21 protein-coding genes and 1 pseudogene are annotated in these 18,794 nt (G+C 66.6%); 9 read left to right on the top strand and 13 right to left on the bottom strand.

Translation table 11 applies throughout. The annotated features are described in order from the left end of the window. Window positions 1-195 precede the first annotated feature (195 nt). Window positions 196-735 (top strand): annotated as a pseudogene (gene cysE / locus DU502_RS07055) (serine O-acetyltransferase); the annotation flags it as partial. A 189-nt stretch (window positions 736-924) separates the two neighbouring features. Next, window positions 925-2,166 (top strand): carboxypeptidase-like regulatory domain-containing protein, encoded by a 1,242-nt coding sequence (locus DU502_RS07050; protein WP_121920695.1) that lies wholly within the window; start codon window positions 925-927, stop codon window positions 2,164-2,166. On the opposite strand, the gene DU502_RS07045 is transcribed toward DU502_RS07050, so the two are convergent. Both DU502_RS07045 and DU502_RS07040 read right to left on the bottom strand, forming a co-directional pair. Beyond that, window positions 2,163-3,350: an alanyl-tRNA editing protein gene (locus DU502_RS07045; protein WP_121920696.1), complete on the bottom strand. Its 1,188-nt coding sequence runs from the start codon at window positions 3,348-3,350 to the stop codon at window positions 2,163-2,165. The genes DU502_RS07050 and DU502_RS07045 overlap by 4 nt on opposite strands. Window positions 3,351-3,386: 36 nt before the next feature. Continuing rightward, on the bottom strand, window positions 3,387-3,938 hold the full coding sequence (locus tag DU502_RS07040; RefSeq protein ID WP_121920697.1) for a helix-turn-helix domain-containing protein: 552 nt from the start codon (window positions 3,936-3,938) through the stop codon (window positions 3,387-3,389). Between the two features lie 85 nt (window positions 3,939-4,023). Between DU502_RS07040 and DU502_RS07035 the strand changes: the two genes are divergently transcribed. After that, entirely contained in the window at window positions 4,024-5,022 is a 999-nt protein-coding gene (locus DU502_RS07035; protein WP_121920698.1) for an NADP-dependent oxidoreductase, read from the top strand. Here the strand turns inward: DU502_RS07035 and DU502_RS07030 are convergent, their stop codons facing one another. The 4 genes from DU502_RS07030 to DU502_RS07015 all read right to left on the bottom strand — a co-directional run bounded on the left by DU502_RS07030 (window position 5,023) and on the right by DU502_RS07015 (window position 8,336). Next, a complete protein-coding gene (locus DU502_RS07030; RefSeq protein ID WP_121920699.1) occupies window positions 5,023-5,808 on the bottom strand; it encodes a VOC family protein in 786 nt (261 codons plus the stop codon). A gap of 115 nt (window positions 5,809-5,923) precedes the next feature. After that, window positions 5,924-6,715, bottom strand: coding sequence for a hypothetical protein (locus DU502_RS07025; protein ID WP_121920700.1), 792 nt, complete (start codon window positions 6,713-6,715; stop codon window positions 5,924-5,926). An 80-nt stretch (window positions 6,716-6,795) separates the two neighbouring features. Then, window positions 6,796-7,224, bottom strand: coding sequence for a TIGR04206 family protein (locus DU502_RS07020; RefSeq protein ID WP_121920701.1), 429 nt, complete (start codon window positions 7,222-7,224; stop codon window positions 6,796-6,798). After that, on the bottom strand, window positions 7,224-8,336 hold the full coding sequence (locus DU502_RS07015) for an OBG GTPase family GTP-binding protein (RefSeq protein ID WP_121920702.1): 1,113 nt from the start codon (window positions 8,334-8,336) through the stop codon (window positions 7,224-7,226). Before DU502_RS07015 ends, DU502_RS07020 begins: the two co-directional genes overlap by 1 nt. 116 nt (window positions 8,337-8,452) lie before the next feature. Between DU502_RS07015 and DU502_RS07010 the strand changes: the two genes are divergently transcribed. The 6 genes from DU502_RS07010 (at window position 8,453) to DU502_RS06985 (ending at window position 12,197) form a co-directional block, all read left to right on the top strand. Next, on the top strand, window positions 8,453-8,656 hold the full coding sequence (locus DU502_RS07010; RefSeq protein ID WP_121920703.1) for a VNG_1110C family protein: 204 nt from the start codon (window positions 8,453-8,455) through the stop codon (window positions 8,654-8,656). Between the two features lie 81 nt (window positions 8,657-8,737). Continuing rightward, window positions 8,738-9,097, top strand: coding sequence for a DUF7541 family protein (locus tag DU502_RS07005; RefSeq protein WP_121920704.1), 360 nt, complete (start codon window positions 8,738-8,740; stop codon window positions 9,095-9,097). A 47-nt stretch (window positions 9,098-9,144) separates the two neighbouring features. Further along, window positions 9,145-9,441 (top strand): DUF6684 family protein, encoded by a 297-nt coding sequence (locus tag DU502_RS07000; protein WP_121920705.1) that lies wholly within the window; start codon window positions 9,145-9,147, stop codon window positions 9,439-9,441. A 143-nt stretch (window positions 9,442-9,584) separates the two neighbouring features. Beyond that, window positions 9,585-11,306 (top strand): cbb3-type cytochrome c oxidase subunit I, encoded by a 1,722-nt coding sequence (locus tag DU502_RS06995; RefSeq protein WP_121921009.1) that lies wholly within the window; start codon window positions 9,585-9,587, stop codon window positions 11,304-11,306. 202 nt (window positions 11,307-11,508) lie between these two features. Further along, window positions 11,509-11,775, top strand: a complete 267-nt coding sequence (locus tag DU502_RS06990; RefSeq protein WP_199722714.1) for a DUF7520 family protein — start codon at window positions 11,509-11,511, stop codon at window positions 11,773-11,775. A 23-nt stretch (window positions 11,776-11,798) separates the two neighbouring features. After that, window positions 11,799-12,197 (top strand): universal stress protein, encoded by a 399-nt coding sequence (locus tag DU502_RS06985; RefSeq protein ID WP_121920706.1) that lies wholly within the window; start codon window positions 11,799-11,801, stop codon window positions 12,195-12,197. On the opposite strand, the gene DU502_RS06980 is transcribed toward DU502_RS06985, so the two are convergent. The 7 genes from DU502_RS06980 to DU502_RS06950 all read right to left on the bottom strand — a co-directional run bounded on the left by DU502_RS06980 (window position 12,194) and on the right by DU502_RS06950 (window position 18,773). Beyond that, window positions 12,194-12,964 (bottom strand): thioredoxin family protein, encoded by a 771-nt coding sequence (locus tag DU502_RS06980; RefSeq protein WP_121920707.1) that lies wholly within the window; start codon window positions 12,962-12,964, stop codon window positions 12,194-12,196. The genes DU502_RS06985 and DU502_RS06980 overlap by 4 nt on opposite strands. A 1-nt stretch (window position 12,965) precedes the next feature. Beyond that, a complete protein-coding gene (locus DU502_RS06975) occupies window positions 12,966-13,709 on the bottom strand; it encodes an ABC transporter ATP-binding protein (RefSeq protein WP_121920708.1) in 744 nt (247 codons plus the stop codon). Beyond that, window positions 13,706-14,464, bottom strand: coding sequence for an ABC transporter ATP-binding protein (locus DU502_RS06970; RefSeq protein WP_121920709.1), 759 nt, complete (start codon window positions 14,462-14,464; stop codon window positions 13,706-13,708). The genes DU502_RS06975 and DU502_RS06970 overlap by 4 nt, the downstream gene beginning before the upstream one ends. Further along, on the bottom strand, window positions 14,464-15,570 hold the full coding sequence (locus DU502_RS06965; RefSeq protein ID WP_121920710.1) for a branched-chain amino acid ABC transporter permease: 1,107 nt from the start codon (window positions 15,568-15,570) through the stop codon (window positions 14,464-14,466). Before DU502_RS06965 ends, DU502_RS06970 begins: the two co-directional genes overlap by 1 nt. Continuing rightward, on the bottom strand, window positions 15,567-16,508 hold the full coding sequence (locus DU502_RS06960) for a branched-chain amino acid ABC transporter permease (RefSeq protein WP_121920711.1): 942 nt from the start codon (window positions 16,506-16,508) through the stop codon (window positions 15,567-15,569). Before DU502_RS06960 ends, DU502_RS06965 begins: the two co-directional genes overlap by 4 nt. Before the next feature lie 136 nt (window positions 16,509-16,644). Further along, window positions 16,645-17,943, bottom strand: a complete 1,299-nt coding sequence (locus tag DU502_RS06955; protein ID WP_241966817.1) for a substrate-binding protein — start codon at window positions 17,941-17,943, stop codon at window positions 16,645-16,647. Between the two features lie 158 nt (window positions 17,944-18,101). Beyond that, window positions 18,102-18,773, bottom strand: coding sequence for a haloacid dehalogenase type II (locus tag DU502_RS06950; protein WP_121920713.1), 672 nt, complete (start codon window positions 18,771-18,773; stop codon window positions 18,102-18,104). Window positions 18,774-18,794 lie beyond the last annotated feature (21 nt).

Raw genomic sequence — 18,794 nt, 5'->3', positions numbered from 1 at the left:
CGTACGAGATACGTCTCTCCATGCCGACGACCGTCGGTCACTCAGGCGGCCGGATAGCCTTCGAGCGCACGCTGTCGCGCGCGAGGTGCTGTTGTCTCCCATCCCGCCGACCGACGGAATCGTCCGCCCGGACCTCGGCCCACGTGGCAACGCGTCCGCCGGTCGCTTCGAGCGACCGCGGGCGATCTGTATCCCATGTTCGCGCGCGGTAGACGACTGCTGGCGGCCGCGCGTCGCCGCGTCAGCGAAGACATCGCCGCGATCCGGGAACGCGACCCCGCAGCGGGGAGCCTGCTCGTCCTCCTCACCTGTTACCCCGGACTGCACGCCCTGTGGACCTACCGCATCGCCCACCTGTGCTGGACGAACGGCCACGAGACGGCAGCACGCCTGCTCTCGCAGGTCGCTCGCCTCGTCACCGGCGTCGAAATCCACCCGGCCGCCGAAATCGGCCGCCGCGTCGTCATCGATCACGGCATCGGCGTCGTCGTCGGCTCGACGGCCGAAATCGGCGACGACGTACTCGTCTATCACGGCGTCACCCTCGGCAACCGCCGACCCGTCGACGGCAAACGTCACCCCACCATCGGCGACGACGTACTACTCGGCGCGAACGCGACGATCCTCGGCCCCATCGAAGTGGGTGACGGCGCGACCGTCGGTGGCGCCGCCGTCGTCGTCAGGCCCGTCGAACCGGGCGAGACGGTCGTGGGGAATCCCGCCAAACCGGTCGACAAGGTGCCGGTGTTGAACGACGGGCAACCGGTCGACGCCGACGCGCAGATCGACCGGATCGTCTGCGACGGCCGGGGACAGGAGGACACGGAGACCGACTTCGACCCCTGCGACCCGCCGCGCGGCGCCGGCTGAGACGAGGCGATCTCGCCCACGAGTATTTTACAGATCGCTGACGTACATGGAACCATGACACGGATTGTCACCACCCTGTGTGTGGTCCTCGTTCTGTCACTGGTCGCGTCCGGCGCGAGCGTCGCACAGTCGTCCGAGACGGTCACGGTCACCGTCGCCGTCCACGATCAGGCGGACAACCCAATCAGTAACGCCGAACTCGACGTGGAGTGGGAGGACGGATCGACGACGGCCACGACCGCCAGCAACGGCAAGGCGTTCGTCGACGTGCCCGCGGGCGCCGAGGTCACGATCAGCGTGTCTCACCCACGGTACGTCCGAAACAGCCCCTACACCATCTCCTCGGCGTCCGAACGCGAGGTCGAAGTGGACGTGTTCCGCAAGAGTACGGTCCGTCTCGAAGTCAGCGACGACGACGGCTCCGTGGCCGACGCGAGAGTGCTGATCGAACGAGGAGGACTCGACGTGGTGACCGGGACGACCAATCAGAACGGCGTGTTCGAGTCCGGCGTCCTCCAGGCGGGTCGCTACTCCATCACCATCAGCAAACCCGGCTACTACACCCGGCAGAAACCCCTCGAAATCGAGGGCGACATCACGAACCGCGTGGCGATGAGACGCGGATCCATCTCGGTCACCGTCAGGGTCGTCGACTCGCACTTCGATCCGCCGCGGCCCGTCACCAACGCCGGCGTCGAACTCGGTGATACGGTGAGCGGGCGAACGGACGTGGGCGGGAACTTCAGCGCCACCCTCCCCGTCAACACCGAACCGACGCTGCGCGTGACGAAAGACGGCTACCGAACTGTCGAGCGTGATCTGGAGGTCGGCGAGGAACCGACGAGCGTCTCGGTCCAGTTCTCGCGGACGCGGTCGGTCACGCTCGAATCCACCAACGAACGCGTCGTGGCCGGCGAGCGAGTCCTCCTCAGGGCGACGGACGCGTACGGCGACCCCGCGACGGTCGCGACGGTCTACCTCGACGGCGAACGCGTCGGCACCACCGACGGCGAGGGCGAGGCCGCGGTTCGGGTCCGCGAACCCGGGACGCACACGCTCTACGTCACCAAGGACGGTGTGCGGTCGAACGAGGTGACGGTCGAAGCCATCGCCGCCGGTGACGGGGCGACGGCGACGCCGACGGACGTACACACGCTCACCGAGACGCCGTCCGCGACGCCGTCCGCGACGCCGACACCGTCTGAGACGGCCGGCACCAGTCCCGGCTTCGCGCCGCCACTCGTCGTCCTCGCCCTCCTCGTCCTCGGCGGTCTCGCGGCCCGTCGCAGGGATTAGTCCCGCAGCGACGCGACCACGGCGTCCGGGTCGGCGTCGAGACCGCCACCCTGTGCGAACGTCGATCCACCGCCCCCACCGCCGCCGAACTCGTCGGTCAGATCGGCAACGAGGTCACCGGCGTCGACGGCGCCAGTCGTCGCGATCACCACGTGCGGCGCCGGCCCCTCGCCGACGACGGCGATCACGTCGGCGTCGTCGCCGACGCGGTCCTGCGCCGCCTCACCCACCTCGTTCGGGCCGAAGTCCGCGACGGTGCCGATCCGCCAGACGGTGCCGTCACGTTCGGTCGTCGGGAGGGCGGCGAGGCGCGCGCCGAGGACCTCGGATTTGTACGACCGCACCTCTGCTTCGAGGTCGTCGCGTTCGGCCCGCAGCTCCGCGACGGCGTCGTCGAGGGCGTCGAGACTGGTGCCGAGGTCACGCGCGGCGTCGAGGGCGGCCTGCCGGACGGTCGCCCGGCGGTCGATAGCCGGTGGCCCGACGGCGAACTCGACCCGGGTCAGCCCTTCGCCGGGGTTGGAGCGGGACAGCACCTCGACGGGGCCGATTTCGCGGGTGTTCGAGACGTGCGTGCCGCCACAGGCCGCCACGTCCCAGTCTTCGATGTCGACGAGGCGGACCGTGTCGGCGTCGGCCATCACACCCTCCTCGGTCTTGGTGTTGAAGGCCACGTCGTCGCGGGCCCGCGCCTCGTCGACGGGGACCTGCTCCCACGAGACGGCCCGGGAGTCCCACACGGCGCGGTTGGCCAAGCGTTCGAGTTCCACGAGGACCGCGTCGTCGATGTCGGTCGCGGTGGCGAAGTCGACGCGGACCTTCTCGGCGTCGATACCGAACCCGCCGTAGCCGAGGTCGTCCAGCAAGCGCCGTCCGGCGCCGTAGAGGACGTGGCTCGCGGTGTGCGCGCGCATGCAGTAGGTGCGGAAGTCGTCGTCGATCACGCCGACCACGTCGTCACCGGGAGCGAGGTCGACCTCGTCCGCGACGGTGTGGACGACGGTGTCGCCCCGCTTCTGCACGTCCGTCACCGGAATCCCGGCGAGCGTGCCTCTGTCGGCTGGCTGGCCGCCGCTCTCGGCGTAGAAGTAAGTGTGGTCGAGCACTACGTCGGCACCGTCGACGCGCTCGACGGTCGCCTCGAACTCCCGTACGTCCGGTTCGGCGGGGGCGAGCGTCTGCATACCCCCCAGTCGGACGCGGGGTGAGTAAAAATTCCCCTACTCGTCGACGAGGTCGATGCCGAGTCGCTCCTCGACGGCGCGGACGAGCGACCCCCCGACGCCGGCGCGGGTGGCCCGCCCCTGTTCGAGGGCGAGTACGTCGTCCTCGTCGGCGTCGAGGTCGGCCGCGAGTTCTTCCACCGTCAGCCCCGCGTCCTGCCGGGCCGTCTCGACACGCTCGCCGTAGCCCGAGACGAGGTAGGGAAGGCGGTCTGCCTCGTAATCCGTTCCTTCCTCCTCCCAGCGTTTCGTGTTGCTCTGGGCGGCGTCGTAGATGCGGGCCGTGTTCTGCGCGGCGCGCTTCTTGCGGCTGGGTTCGTCGCCGTCGCGCGACCCGGAACTGGCGCCGGACCCGGACCCCGACCCGCCGCCACGTCCCGATCCGCCGCCCCGTCCCCCGGAGTCGCCGTGGGGCGCACAGTTCGAGCAGACGAGGAGGTTGGCGCCTGCGACGTTCGCGCGTTCGAGGTTCGTCGTCTCGCGGCCGCAGAGTTCGCAGGCGTCGCCGTCGCCGCCGCCTCGGTCCGATCCGGTCGAATATTTCGTCATACTACACCTACCCGGTCGTCCTATTTCAACGTCCGGTCCGGCGCGCGGTCGGAAGGCATCTACGTCCCGACGCCGAACGGCGGGTATGCGAGCGTGGCACTTCGCGGAGCGACCCGAGGGAGAGCCAACACTGGATAGCTTCGACCTGCGGGAGACCGAACGGCCGACGCCACGACACGGCGAACTCCTCGTGCGCGTCCGCTACCTCTCGGTCGATCCCTACATGCGAGGCCGGATGCGCGACAGCGAGTCGTACGCCGACCCGTGGGACGTGGGCGACGTGCTCCGAGGCGGCGTCGTCGGCGAAGTCGTCGAGAGCGAGCACGACGGGTACGCGGCGGGCGACCTCGTCACCGGTCGGGGGACGTGGGCCGAATACAGCGTCCTCGACGCCGACGAGGCGGCCCGCGTGGACCCGGACGTGGCCGACCTCCCGGCGTATCTCGGTATCCTCGGGATGCCCGGGCGCACGGCCTACTTCGGCTTGCTCGACGTGGGCGACCCGCAACCGGGCGACACCGTCGTCGTCTCGGGGGCGGCGGGCGCCGTCGGCTCGACGGTCGGTCAGATCGCGAAACTGAACGGCTGCCGTGTCGTCGGCTTCGCCGGGACGGAGGAGAAGACGTCGTGGCTCACCGACGACCTCGGCTTCGACGCGGCGATCAACTACAAGCAGACCGACGACTACCGCGCGGCACTCGACGACGCCGCCCCCGAGGGCGTCGACGTCTACTTCGACAACGTCGGCGGCCCGATCACGGACGCGGTGTTCACGAAACTGAACCTCGACGCCCGCGTCGCCGTCTGTGGCCAGATCGCCCACTACAACGACGAGGAGGTCCCGACCGGCCCCCGAAAGCTCCCCCTGCTCATCGCGTCGCGGGCGAAGGTGGAGGGGTTGCTCGTCAGGGACTACGCGCCGCGCTTTGACGTGGCGCGTGAACGACTCGAACGGTGGGTGGCGTCCGGCGCCATCGACCACCGCGAGACGGTGGTCGAGGGACTGGAGAACGCGCCCGACGCCTTCCTCGGGCTCTTCTCGGGTGACAACATCGGCAAACAGGTCGTCCGCGTCGCGGAGTAATTACTCGGGGAACAGCGGCGGTTCCAGACCCTCGCGCTCGATGAGTTCGATCTCGTGGCCGTCCTGATCTGTCGTGAACGCGTACATGTCGTCACAGGAGGCGGGATCGCGGTAGTCCGCCGCTTCGCGGACCATCAGTTGCTCCCAGTCGTCGTGGAGGTCGTCGACGCGGACACAGAGGTGGCCCCATGCGTCGCCCATCGTGTAGGTCCGGCCGTCGTAGTTGTAGGTGAGTTCGACCGCCATCGCCTCGGGTGCGGCGTCTCGGGGCTTCGTGAAGTAGTTCGAGAAGGTGTCGGCCTCCCATCGGCCCGTCGGGGCGTGTTCGAACTTCCGGGTCCAGAAGCCGAGGGCCTCGTCGGCGTCCTCGACGCGGATCATGGTGTGATCGAGGCTCCAGCGCGCGCCGTGGTCGCGTTCGACGATCTCCACCTCGTGACCGTCGGGGTCCTTGACGAACGCGTAGCTTCCCCCACAGGAGTCGGGGTCGCGGTAGTCCTCGACGCCCTCGTCCATCAGTTCCTCGTAGGCGTCGTACACGTCCTCGACGCGGACGGCGATGTGCCCCCATGCGTCGCCCATCTCCTCGGGGGCGCCGTCGTGGTTGTGCGTGAGTTCCAGCATCGCGCCCTCCTCGTGCATATCCTCGGGACCGAGGTAGACGATGGTGAACGTGTCCGCCTCCCAGCGGTCCTTCTCCTCGTAGTCGAGGTGCGACTGATACCACTCCAGTGAGTCGTCGAGGTCCGCGACTCGCATCATGACGTGATCGAGGATTCCGTCCATGAACGGGGGGACGGCAGGGACGCCGAAAAGCGTACCGCTCGCAGAGGGCCGTCGCCCCCGAAACCGGGAGGCGACGGTCCACTCCGCGGCGCCGTGTCGGACGCTCTGGCGGTCGTTACCAGCGGCGCTGGCCTGGATTCGCCGGGAACGGGATCGGGTCGCCCCCGAACGGGAACGGATCGGGGCGCGGACCGGGCCACGGCCATGGCCACGGCCACGGCGGTACCGGCCACGTGTCGGGCGGGAACGTGAGTCCCTCCCGTGACAGGGCGGCCCCGCTTCCGGGCGTGGAGCGCCGTGGATCGATTGCAGTCCCACGGCGCATCCGGTCCATCGGGAGCGGCACCGGGTCGCCGTTGTCGGCGTACGGCCACGGACCCGGTCGTGGACCGGGGCCCGGCCAAGGCCACGGCCACGGCGGCCACTCGGGCGGCCACGGCCACGGGTCGGGTAGCGGGGTGAGCCCCACTGGCGACCCACCGCCACCGAGACTGGGCTGTGGGCTCGGATCACCCCGACTGCGCGCGACTGGTTCGAAGCCGCCGCCCGGCGACGCCGCCTCGATGTCGAGCAGTCCCTCCTCCTCCAGATGTGAAATGTACTCCTCACGGATGTCGAGGAAATCCGAGAGCCGGTCCCCCACCGCCGGGGCACCGAGCAGACACATCGGGTCGTTCGGATGTTCGCGGCAGTACTCGATCCACTCCTCTTCCTCGCCGGGGATTGGCTGGAACACCGAGCCACCCCCACCGACCAGATTCTCCTCCTCGAGACGCTCGAGATACGCCCGTTGCGCGTCACCGATGCGACGAGCCCAGTCGGCCTGCATCCGACGCGAGAGCTCCCGGCGCTCCTCGGAATCGAGTTCCCCCAACTGTTCGATCAGGTCGTCGATGTCGTCTCCCATCCAGTATCTCCTCCGCTTAGCTATTTGACATAATAAACAATTAATGTTATTATTCTAAGGAGTTGCGGAGGGATTCGGGGCTACGCGCCGCGCTGGCGGTACACCCACCACGCGACGAGCCAGCACGCGAGCGTCCCCAGAGGCCACGCGGTCCGGCCGGGTTGGAACGAGAAGCCGCGGGCGAGCGACAGTTGCGCCACGCCCGCAGCGGCGAGGAGGCCGGCCGTCACGCGCGGGTCATCGCGATCGAGCAGGTGCCCGGCGAACGCGCTCGCGAGCGCGGCACCGTAACACGCGACCGACAGCGGCCACGCGAGGATGTAGTCCGGCAGGCCCATCGTGTACCGGAAGAGGAAATCCCAGAGGAAGGTGACCGAGACGGGATCGACGTTGAGCAGTCCCCACGCGAAGACGAACCCGGGCGGACGCGTGCCAGCGAACGTCTGGACGGACCACGGGACCGCGAGAAGTGCGAGAAGCGGGAGCAGCGACGACCGGGAACGGGACACTATCGCCGCGCGACGACGCGCATCACGTCCTCGTCTTGCAGTTCGTGGTCACGGCCCACCTGCTGTTCGTCGTGTTTCGCGCTCGGCCCGGTGACGCGCGCGAAACGGAAGCGCTCGTCGAGCGTCCCGCCCAGCTTTCGGAGCGCGTCGTCGACGGTGTTTTCCCCCTCGCGCAGGACGAGCGGTTCCTCGTAGTCGACGCCGCGGCCCGGCTTGTCCATGTAGATGCGGATCATTCCGAGCGCGTCCCAGATTTTCTCCTTGAGGGCGTCGAGGCCGCGTTCCTCCTCGGCGCTGATGAACACCACCTCGTCGGGATCGAGACCGTGGTCGCGGAGGTTCTCTTTCACCGTCGGGAGGTAGTCCTTGTCGATCAGGTCGGCCTTGTTGACCGCGACGATGGAGGGGAGGTAGACGCGGTTGTCCTGGATGCCGTCGATAAGTTCGTCGATGGTGCAGTCGCCGCGAACGGTCACGTCGGCGTTGACGTAGCCGTGTTCGCGCAGGACGCTCTTGATCGTCCCCTCGTCGAGCTCCACGTCGTCGGTGGTGGTGACACGGAGACCACCCTTGCCCGTCTTCGAGATGGAGAGGTTGGGAGGCGACGTATCCAGCCGTACCTTGTTGGCGTAGAGTTCCTCGCGGAGGCGGTCGTACTGCTGAATCTCGAAGACCGAGAGCATGAAGACGACGAGGTCGGTCGTCCGGACGACCGACAGGACTTCCTGCCCGCCGCCGCGGCCGCCGGCCGCCCCCTCGATCAGGCCGGGCACGTCGAGCATCTGGATGTTCGCGCCGTTGTACTTGAGCATCCCCGGGTTCACGTCGAGGGTGGTGAACTCGTAGGCGCCGACCTCGCTTTCGGCGTTCGTGAGGGCGTTGAGCAGGGTCGACTTGCCGACGCTGGGGAAGCCGACCAAGCCGACGGTGGCGTCGCCAGTCTTCTCGACGGCGTAGCCCTGGCCGCCGCCCGAGGAGGCCTGTCGCTCGAGTTTCTCCTTTTTCTCCGCGAGCTTCGCCTTCAGCCGGCCGATGTGCTGTTCGGTCGACTTGTTGTACGGCGTGTTGGAAATCTCCTCGCGGAGGTCCTCGATTTCCTCCTCCAGACCCATCACCCGATCCTCGGCCGTCGGCGTCGAAAAACCTGTTCCTTCCGAGTCGCCGGCCGCACACAAGTGATAGACGTTCGACACGGTTATACCGGGGTACGGAAACATGTAAGGTAGCGATGCCGAGTCCCGAGCGGTTGCGAGACAGCACGCAGATCGTCGTGCCGTGCGAGTCGCTGACGGGGATTCGGGAGGACCTCGAAGCCGACTTCGCGGTCTCCGTGTTCTCGGCCGGGGAGACGACGTGTCGGATCGTCGGCAGTCCGGTCGAAATCAAAGAAGTCGGTCAGTTTCTCGCCCGCCACGGGATCAACGTCGCCTGAGAGGATCTGCGGGACTGACACACAGCAGTTCCTATCGACGGCGGTCGAAGCGTTTTCTACAGTCCGGTATCTACGGCGTGTATGGATGAGACGGGACTGAGCGATCAGTATCGGATGGCGAGCCCCTGGCCTATCTTCGTGGCGCTGGGCATTCCCATCGCGGAACTCGGTATCCTGTTCGACGTGTTCGTGATCGCCGTCGGCGGGTTGCTCCTGTTCTGTGGCAGCGTGACGGGGATGCTCAAGGAAGCCGGCTACGCGAAGACGGTGTGGCGGCCGCTTGTCGTCTTCGCTGGCCTCCTGTTCGTCGCCGGTGGCATCCTCGCGTTCACCGACGTGAACCTGGTCACGCGGGGCTACGCCATCATCACCGCCGGGGCGCTCCTCGCGGCCGCGGGCATCGGCGGCGAACTGCTCGTGCCCAAACGCGAGACGATCTGAGTCCCCCGATAGAAACCTATTTGTCCGGGGTGTGTTATGGGTGGGATATGGCGACGAAAGTGTTCGATCGGGACACCCTCCTCGATCTGACGGTGAACTTCATTCCGCTGTTCATCATCCTTTTCTTCATCGTCGGATACGCCGTGTGGAACCCGTTCGGCGTCGACTCGGTGTCGCGTATCATCCAGTATGCGCTGTTGATCGCCCCCTTCGTCCTGCTGGCGCTCCTGACGTACCTGTCGGGGAAGGCCATCTCGACGGCCGAGAAGACGGCGCCGGTGTACATGCCGGGTGGGGCGACGATCGACGACGCCGAACCGGTCGAAGAACACCACGAGGAGTGAGCGGAAATGGCGGCGCGTGATGCCGCCTCCGAGAGCCGTGCGTCCAAGCTGATATCGGCCGACGCGCACCCGAATATTTCTTAACCCTGGGTTCCTGAGCAACGTCCATGCAGATCACCGGACAGTTAGCGTTGACGGTGCTCATGGGGCTCTTCCTCGTGATCATCGCCGCGTGGCTCGCGCGGATCGAAGACTGGCGGTCGTACACCCCACTCGGCAGTGGCGGTGCGGCCGGCGAGTCGGGGTACGTTTCGGAGGAGAAGCCAGCCGGCATCAGCCGCTGGCTGACGACAGTGGACCACAAGGACATCGGCATGCTGTACGGCGCCTACGGCGTCATCGCCTTCGTCGTCGGCGGCCTGATGATCATGATCATGCGGATCGAGTTGATCGATCCCGGCATGACGCTGATCTCGAACTCGTTTTACAACTCCCTATTGACGAGTCACGGGATCACCATGCTGTTCCTGTTCGGGACGCCCATCATCGCGGCGTTCGCGAACTACCTCGTTCCGCTCCTGATCGGCGCGGACGACATGGCGTTCCCACGGATCAACGCCATTGCGTTCTGGCTGCTTCCGCCGGGCGCGCTCCTCATCTGGGCGGGCTTCTTCCCGCTCGGTGACGTGGTCCCGGCCCAGACCGCCTGGACGCTCTACACGCCGCTCTCGGCGGGCGTCGGCGGCGGCAGTCAGGGCAACGCCGGCGTCGACCTCATGATCCTCGGGCTCCACCTCACCGGCGTCTCGGCGACGATGGGGTCGATCAACTTCATCGCGACCATCCTCACCGAGCGCGCGGAGGAAGTGACGTGGGCCAACCTCGACATCTTCTCGTGGACCATCCTCACGCAGTCGGGACTGATCCTCTTCGCGTTCCCGCTGCTGGGAAGCGCGCTCATCATGCTCCTGCTCGACCGCAACCTCGGGACGACCTTCTTCGCCATCGAAGCAGGCGGGACGATGCTCTGGCAACACCTGTTCTGGTTCTTCGGCCACCCCGAAGTGTACATCCTCGTGTTGCCGCCGATGGGCATCGTCAGCTACGTCATCCCGCGGTTCTCGGGGCGACAGCTGTTCGGGTTCAAGTTCGTCGTCTACTCCACGCTCGCCATCGGCGTGCTCTCGTTCGGCGTCTGGGCCCACCACATGTTCGCCACCGGCATGGACCCGCGCCTGCGCGCGTCGTTCATGGCGGTGTCGCTCGCGATCGCCATCCCCTCGGCCGTGAAGACGTTCAACTGGATCACGACGATGTGGAACGGGAAACTCCGCCTGACGACGCCGATGCTCTTCTGTATCGGCTTCGTCTCTAACTTCATCATTGGCGGCGTCACCGGCGTCTTCAACGCCTCCATCCCCGTCGACCTCGTGCTTCACGACACCTACTACGTCGTCGGGCACTTCCACTACGTCGTCATGGGCGCCATCGCCTTCGCCGGCTTCGCCGGGCTCTACTACTGGTTCCCGATGTTCACCGGCCGGATGTACCAGCGTAGTCTCGGCAAGGCCCACTTCTGGCTCTGGATGATCGGTTCGAACATCACGTTCATCGCGATGCTCGTCCTCGGCTACGGCGGCATGCCCCGGCGGTACGCCACCTACCTGCCCCAGTTCGCGACCTTCCACCAGCTCGCCACGCTCGGCGCCGTGCTGATGTTTATCGGCGGCCTCATCTGGACGTACAACTTCGTCGTCTCGTGGCTCGAGGGTCCGAAAGTGCAGGACGGCGACCCGTGGAACCTCCGCGAGGACGGCATGTACACCAACGAGTGGCAGTGGTTCGAACACCAGCGCGAGACGGCACTCGCGGACGGCGGTGAGGAAGACGTCGCCACGGACGGCGGCGAGCCGATCGACGAATAAGCGGTCGGGTTCGACTCGTTTTTTTCTCGCGTCGCGTCAGGTCGCCAGCAGAATCCCAGTGACGAACATCAGGAGCGCGACGCTCCCGAGGATGATCCCGAGGATATCCTGATTTGTCATGTGTGAGCCGACGGGCGGCGTCGTCAAAGGCCCATCGGTCCGGATGGCAAACCCTAATCAGTCCGCACCCCTACCATCGGCTGTGACTGCGACACGGTGGGATGGCCGGCGACTGATGGTGCTCCTCTACGCCATCATCGTGGGTATCGCTGGTGTTCTCGGCCTCGTCCTCGGCGAGTACATCTTCGAGGGCGAAGGGCCGGAGCTGTTCTTCCTGATCGACCTACCGGCGACGGCGCTCGGCTTCGCGACGTTCGGCGTGGTGACCGTCGCCGTCGGCCTCGGGATTCCGCTGGCGCTCGTCGTCTACGTCTCCCGCGGGCTCGAGGAGGTTGATAAAGACACTTAGCCCTGGCTGGCGGAGAGAGCTGTATGTACAACGTCGTAATCGGTGTCGACGACAACGAGGAGCGAGCGATGGCATGTGCACGAGCGGTCGCCGACCTGCCGGGTGACGCGGCCGAGAAACGCGTGACGGTGCTCCACAGCTTCACCGACAATCCGAGCGGCGCCTCCGCGTCACAGATCGCGTCCGTCCGCGACGTCGTCGACTTCTTCGAAGACCGGGGTGTCGACGTCGAGGTGACCGAATCGAGCGGCGACCCCGCCGATCAGATCCTCGACGCGGCCGAGGAAATGGGCGCTGATCTCATCGTCGTCTCCGGGCGAAAGCGGTCGCCGACGGGCAAGGCGCTGTTCGGGAGCGTCACACAGACGGTGATTCTGAACGCCAAGCGACCGGTGATGGTCGCGGGCGACACCGACGACTAGTACAGCTCCGCGAACCGGTCCGCGTAGGTGTCGGTCGACTGCCGACCCGTCAGCGTGTCTGCGAGGTCGCCCCCGCAGAAACAACAGACTGCGGGCGCGCTGTCGACGTCGAACGTGCGTCGGAAGTTCGGCACCGACTCGCCGTCGACGCCCGCGACGGCGACGCCGTCCGGGAGTTCGGACAACACCGCGTCGAGGTCTTCTTTCAACGCTTCACAGGGTGCGCAGTCGTGGCGCCACACCGTCACGACGGCGTCCGGGTGGTCGTCGAGGAAAGCGCGCCACGACTCGTCGTCGAGTTCCTCGACCCGTTCGGGCACCGGCGATCCGGGCGAAATCTCCGCAACGAGCGACGCCATCGTCGCCAGTCGCTCGTCGTCGACGTCGTCGTCGTCGTCGGTCTCCGACCGACTGCCCGAGGAGCGTAGCTCCTCGCTGTCACCGGCTTCGCCGGTTTCCCGAGGCGTCTCCGACGCCTCGTTGTCTAGCGCCGACCGAAGCGAGAGGTAGGCGACCAGATCCTCGCGGGTGATCGCCCCGGCGTCGATCCGCTCGCCGGCCGTCGCCTCGTCGACGCCGAACACGTCGGCGACCGTCTGCCGGAAGGCGGCGTCGTCGGCCGATCCGTAGGTGTCGCGATAGATGCGGCGGGTCGCCTCGAACTCCTCGGTCGTGACGAGGCTTCCGTCGTCGCGTTCGTCGACGAGGCCGGTGTCGATCAGCGAGTCGAGCGCGGCTTCGAGCGCGGCGTTCGATGGGCCGGACATCTCAGACACCGAGATAGCGCTCGCGGGTCTCTTCGTCCTCGCGGAGTTCGTCGGCGGTGCCGTCGAAGACGATTTCGCCCTGGTCGACGACGTACGCGCGGTCGGCGATCTTGATCGCGGCCGCGGCGTTCTGTTCGACCAGCAGGATCGTCACACCCTGATCGCTGATGCGCTCGACGGCTGCCTCCACGTCCTCGACGATCTTGGGGGCGAGGCCCTCGTACGGTTCGTCGAGGAGCAGGAGGTCGGTGCTCTGTTTGAGCGCGCGGGCGATGGCGAGCATCTGCTGTTCGCCGCCGGAGAGCGTGCCGGCCTTCTGAGTCTTGCGCTCGCGGAGGCGGGGGAAGTCGTCGTACACCTGCTCGGTCGACATGGCCTGCCCGGTCGCGGTGAGCGGCCGTCGCCACGTGTTCGAGGCGTTGCGCGACACCTCCGCGATGCGGAGGTTCTCCGCGACGGTGAGGTTGGCGAAGACGCGGCGTTCCTCGGGCACCAGCGAGATGCCCTGCATCGCCACGTCGTCCGCGGGCATCGACGTGATGTCGTCGCCCTTGAACCGTACCGAGCCGTCGCGCACGTCCGGCGGTTTCGCGCCAGAAATCGAGCGCAGCGTCGTCGTCTTGCCCGCGCCGTTACGTCCCAGCAGCGCACAGATTTCGCCCTCCTCGACGGTGAGCGAGAGGTCGCGCAGGATGTGGCTCTCGCCGTAGTACGCGTCGATGGCGTCGACTTCGAGCAGGCTCACAGGTCGACACCTCCGAGATACGCCTCCTGCACTTCGGGATTGCCCCTGATCTCGTCCGGTGTCCCTTCGGCGATGACTCGCCCGCGGTTGAGGACGACGATGCGATCCGAGATGCTGAAGACGATCTCCATGTCGTGTTCGATGAGGACGAAGGTGAGACCGAGTTCCTGTTTGACCTCCTCGACGAGGTCGACCGTCGCCTCGGTCTCCTCGGGGGACATCCCCGCCGTGGGTTCGTCCATCAGGAGGAGATCGGGCTCGGCAGCCAGCGCGATGCCGATTTCGAGGCGGCGCTTGTCGCCGTAGGGGAGTTCGGAGGCTTTGCGATCGGCCTGGCTCAGGAGACCGACGGCGTCGAGGGTGTCCCGCGCCACCTCGTGAACGTCGGTGAGACTGTCCCGGTGTTCGAGGAATTTGAACCCGAACGAGCCGTGTTCGGCGGCGAGTGCGGCAATTTCGGCGTTCTCGCGCACCGTGAGGTTCGAGAAGATCGACGCCGTCTGGAACGACTTGCTGACGCCCATCTGCACGACTTCGTGGGGTTTCCGGTTGACGATGGACTCGCCTTTGAATCGGATGTCTCCCGACGTGGGGTCGAGTCGGCGCGTGATGAGGTTGATCAGCGTCGATTTGCCGGCGCCGTTCGGGCCGATGATCGAGACGCGTTCGTCCTCCTCGACGGTCAGGTTCACGTCGTCGGTGGCGACGAGACCACCGAACTCCTTGACGAGGTTCTCCGTTTCGAGCAGCGCCATCAGTCTTCACCTCCCGTGACCATGTCGCGCACGTCGCGAACGAACCCCCAGATTCCGCGGGGGAACACCCAGATGGTGACGACGAACACGAGGCCGAGGATCAGGTGCCAGAACGGGGCGATGAAGTCGAACGGGTGCCCGCCGCTGACGATGTTCTCGACGTAGAGGTAGACGCCGGCGCCCACCATGGGGCCGAACAGCGACCCCGTCCCGCCGAGGACGGTCATGATGACCACCTCGCCGCTGGTCGTCCAGTAGAAGGACGCGAGCGGGACGTAGGAGCCGTGGATCGTGAAGAGACTCCCGGCGATACCGGCGAAGAGGCCGGAGAGGATAAAGGACATCAGCCGGTAGCGCCAGACGTTCAGGCCGACGAACTCCGCGCGCTGTTCGTTCTCACGGATCGCCCGGAACACCATGCCGTACGGCGACTGGAGGATGCGGTAGGCGAGCGCGACACACAGGACCGTGATGATAGCCACGAAGGCGTACAGCCACGTGCCGAGCAGCAGTCCGAGCACGGACGGCAGTTCGGATTCGAGCCCGAACATACCGAACAACTCGGCCGTCTCGACGCCAGTGAAGCCGTTCTCCCCGCCGGTGATGAACGCCAGCGGCGAGGAGGACATGTAGAACAGCATCTGCGCGAACGCGAGCGTGAGGATGGCGAAGTAGATGCCGCCGCGGCGAAGCGAGAGGAACCCGAGTGCCCACGCGAGCAGGACGGCGAACGCCGTCCCGGCGAGCACCATCAGGACCGGTGAGCCGGACACCTGCTGGCTGAACACGCCCGCCGTGTAGGCGGCGCCGCCCCAGAACGCGGCGTGACCGAACGACAGCAGTCCGGTGTAGCCGAGCAGGAGGTCGAACCCGAGGGCGAATATCCCCCAGATGAGGATGAGCGTCGCGAGGCTCTGATACCCCTGCAACAGGTCGCTCACCACGGGCATCCGCGAGAAGACGAAGGGGAACAGGGCGATGACGACCGCGGTGCCGGCGACTACGCGCACTTCGTTTCCGCGGGGTGCCCAGACGCCGATCATATCGGCGACGGAGTTGCCGGCGTCCGCGTCCGTCTCGCCGGCCGCTGCCGGTTCGTCGCTCATGGCGCCACCTCCGCTTCACCGAGGAGACCCTGTGGCCGCACCAGCAGCACGACCGCGGCGATGGCGTAGAGTCCCACCTGTGCCCACGCGGAGTACGTCGCCACGAGGATGGCCTGGGTGAGACCGAACAGGACGCCGCCGAGGACGGCGCCGGCGATCGACCCCACGCCGCCGATGACGACGGTCAGGAACGCGGGCACGAGGATCTCGTTGCCGATGGTCGGGTTGACGGGGTTGAGCGGACCGCCGACGACGCCGGCGACACCGGCGAGCGCCGCCCCGATGCCGAAGACGACGATGTACGGCCGGCTCAGTCGGATGCCGAGCAGTTCGACCATCTCCGGGTCGCGAGTGCCGGCACGGACGATCAGGCCGAAGTCGGTGTACTCCACGAGGAGATAGACGATGAGCACCAGCACGGCCGTGATGCCGATGACGTAGTACCGCCACGAGGAGATGGGGATCGCCGTCAGGAAGGGGACCTGCGGCGGTCCCTGTGCCCAAGCGGGCTGGCTGAACGGGAGGCTGCTGGACCCGAAGAAGGCCCGAAAGAGCTCCTGTACGATGATCGCCAGTCCGAACGTGACGAGGATCTGGTCGGTGTCGGGGCGATCCTTGAACGGTTCGACGACCCAGCGTTCCATCGCCAGCCCGACGACGAAGACGACGAAGGGGACGATGATCAGCGCGGGAATGTAGCCGAGGCCGAGGCCGAGCTGTCCGTACCCCCACTCCTGGAGTTGGCCGCTCGTCAGGTTGATTTCGAGCGCCAACAGCAGCCCCGAGTAGGTGCCGATGAGGTACAGGGCGCCGTGGGCGAAGTTGACGAACTTCAGCGTGCCGAGGATGATCGACAGACCCACGGCGAGCAGGACGTAGATGGCGCCCTGCTGGAGGCCGTTGAGGAGGACGGTGATCGCCTCGATGTGGAAGCTCATGGTCTCACCTCGCCGTCGTCCGGGTCGGCGGATCGACGAGGTGCTCTGGTCGATAGTGTCATATCCGTGTAGTTGAACATTAGTGACTATAATTTTGTGCTACGGCGCGAAACGGGGCCGCGCCAACGAGTCGCAGTTACTCGTCGCCGTACTCGCCGAGTTCACACTCGGCGGCCGGACCTTCGTCACAGCCGTAGCCGAGGTCGTCGCGGCTCGTGACGTTGATGATCTCGAAGTACTGCCCCTCGGACTGCTCGGACTCGGGGAGCCCACGAACGACGGGCACGTCGCGCTGGGCCTGGTGGTCGCAGGCGCGCATCGTCTCCGCGCCCATCCCGATGTTGTCGTACTCGAAGCCTTCCAGCTGTCGGATGACTTCGGGCGGGTAGAACGTGCCCGCGCGCTCGACGGCCGCCGCATACTGGAGCGTCTGCGCGTAGGCGAGTTGTGCCGGACCGGAGGGGATGCGGTCGTACTCGTCCTGGAACGCTTGCAGGAATTCCTGAGAGGGCGTATTGTCGATCTGGGAGTCCCAGGCGACGGTGCCGAAGATGCCCTCGATGGCCGAGCCGGCGGCCTCGGCCATCGGTCGATTGTACAGCGGGACGAGAATCTCCATGCCCTCGTCGAGGCCGGCGTCGACCGCCTGGCTGGCCGAGGTTGCACCGTCGAGCCCGTAGTGGTTGAGCACGAGCACGTCGGCCCCGGAGTTCGACGCCTCCGAGAGGTAGGAGGAGTAGTCGCTGGTGCCGAGCGGCGTCGCGACGGAGTCGACCTGTTCCCAGCCGGCCGTCTCGGTCAGGAACTGGTTCATCGACTCCTGCTGGGTCTGACCCCAGCTGTAATCGGCGTAGAGCTGGTAGAACTCTAGGTCCTCGCCGTACTCGTCGCGCACGACCGGCGCGAGTGCCTGTCCCGTCATGTAGGCGTTGAACATCTCGCGGAAGCCGTAGCGCACGCAGTTCGCGCCGGTGGTGTCGTTGGAGTGAGTCAGACAGGCCATGAACAGGGTTTTCTCACGCTGACACAGCTCCTGGACCGCGATGGCGACGGCGGAGGACGACCCGCCGCTCACCATGATCACGTCGTCCCGCTGGATCATCCGGGAGGCGGACTGGCGCGCGGTGTCGGCGTCGGTCGCCGTGTCGCCGCTCACCGAGTCGATCTGGTAGTCGAGCACGCCGTCGCCGGAGAGGTCGTCGAACTGGGAGTCGACCCAGCCACCGCCGTTGTTCAGGTGCTTGACCGCGAGTTCGTACGCGCGGAGTTCGTCCTCCCCCTCGGAGGCGTACGGACCGGACTGCGGCACGTTGAACCCGAGCGTCGCCGTGTCACCTTCGATGGGATAGTTACCGAGTTCGGGATACTCCGACTCGCCGCCACCGCCGCCACCGCCACCACCACCACCGCCGGAACAGCCGGCGAGGCCGACCAGTCCAGCAGTGCCGGCAGCGCCGGCTGCTTTAATCACGTCACGCCGATCAATAAGGCCATCATTGCTACCCATGCACAAACGGGTAGCCAGAATGCTAATAATAGTTTCTGTTCATACGGTAACGTTCGGGCAAGACGATGGGCGCTAGTGAACTATCGCTAACATAAATCGTCCGCGACGGCCGGGAGGGTGTCGACTTCGCGGTCGGGGCGGGCGCCGATAGCCTCCGGCGGGTCGCGCGCGCGGTTCACCCACGTCGTCGCCATTCCCGCGTTGCCAGCCCCTGCCACGTCCCACGCGTTCGAGGAAATCAAGCGGCAGTCGCCAAGGGGACGGTCGAGCGTCTCGGCCGCGTGTTCGTAGACGGCCGGGTCGGGTTTGAACGTCCGGACCGCGTGAGCACTCAGAATATCATCGAGATGAGGTGAAAGCCCCGCATCGTCCGCGAGGCGTTCGAGCATCTCGGGATTCCCGTTCGAGAGAACGACCACATCGTGCCCGGCAGCGGAGAGACGGTCGAGCGCTTCCACCGCGCCGGGGAAGGGATCGAGATGGTCGTAGGCGTGCAGGAGACGGGTCCGTGTGTCGTCGTCCGGATCGAGATCGTACTGCGCGAGTGCGTAGTCGAGGGCGTGGCTCGTGATCTCCCAGAACGGTTCGTACGCGTCCATCTGCGCGCTCTGGTAGGAGTACTGGAGCTGTTTGCGCCGCCACGTCTCGTCGACGGCGGCGACGAGGCAGTCGGAAACACCCAGCTCCTCCCCGAGCCGCGTCCGCACGCTACTCGTGTCACAGAGCGTCCCGTACATGTCGAAACAGAGTCCGGCCATGCGAGAGTCCACGGGCGTCAC

Origin of the sequence: Haloplanus aerogenes, assembly GCF_003856835.1 — an archaeon.
Classification (GTDB): domain Archaea; phylum Halobacteriota; class Halobacteria; order Halobacteriales; family Haloferacaceae; genus Haloplanus; species Haloplanus aerogenes.
Note: the sequence above shows the minus strand (reverse complement) of the source record. Positions and strands in the feature narration are given on the sequence as shown.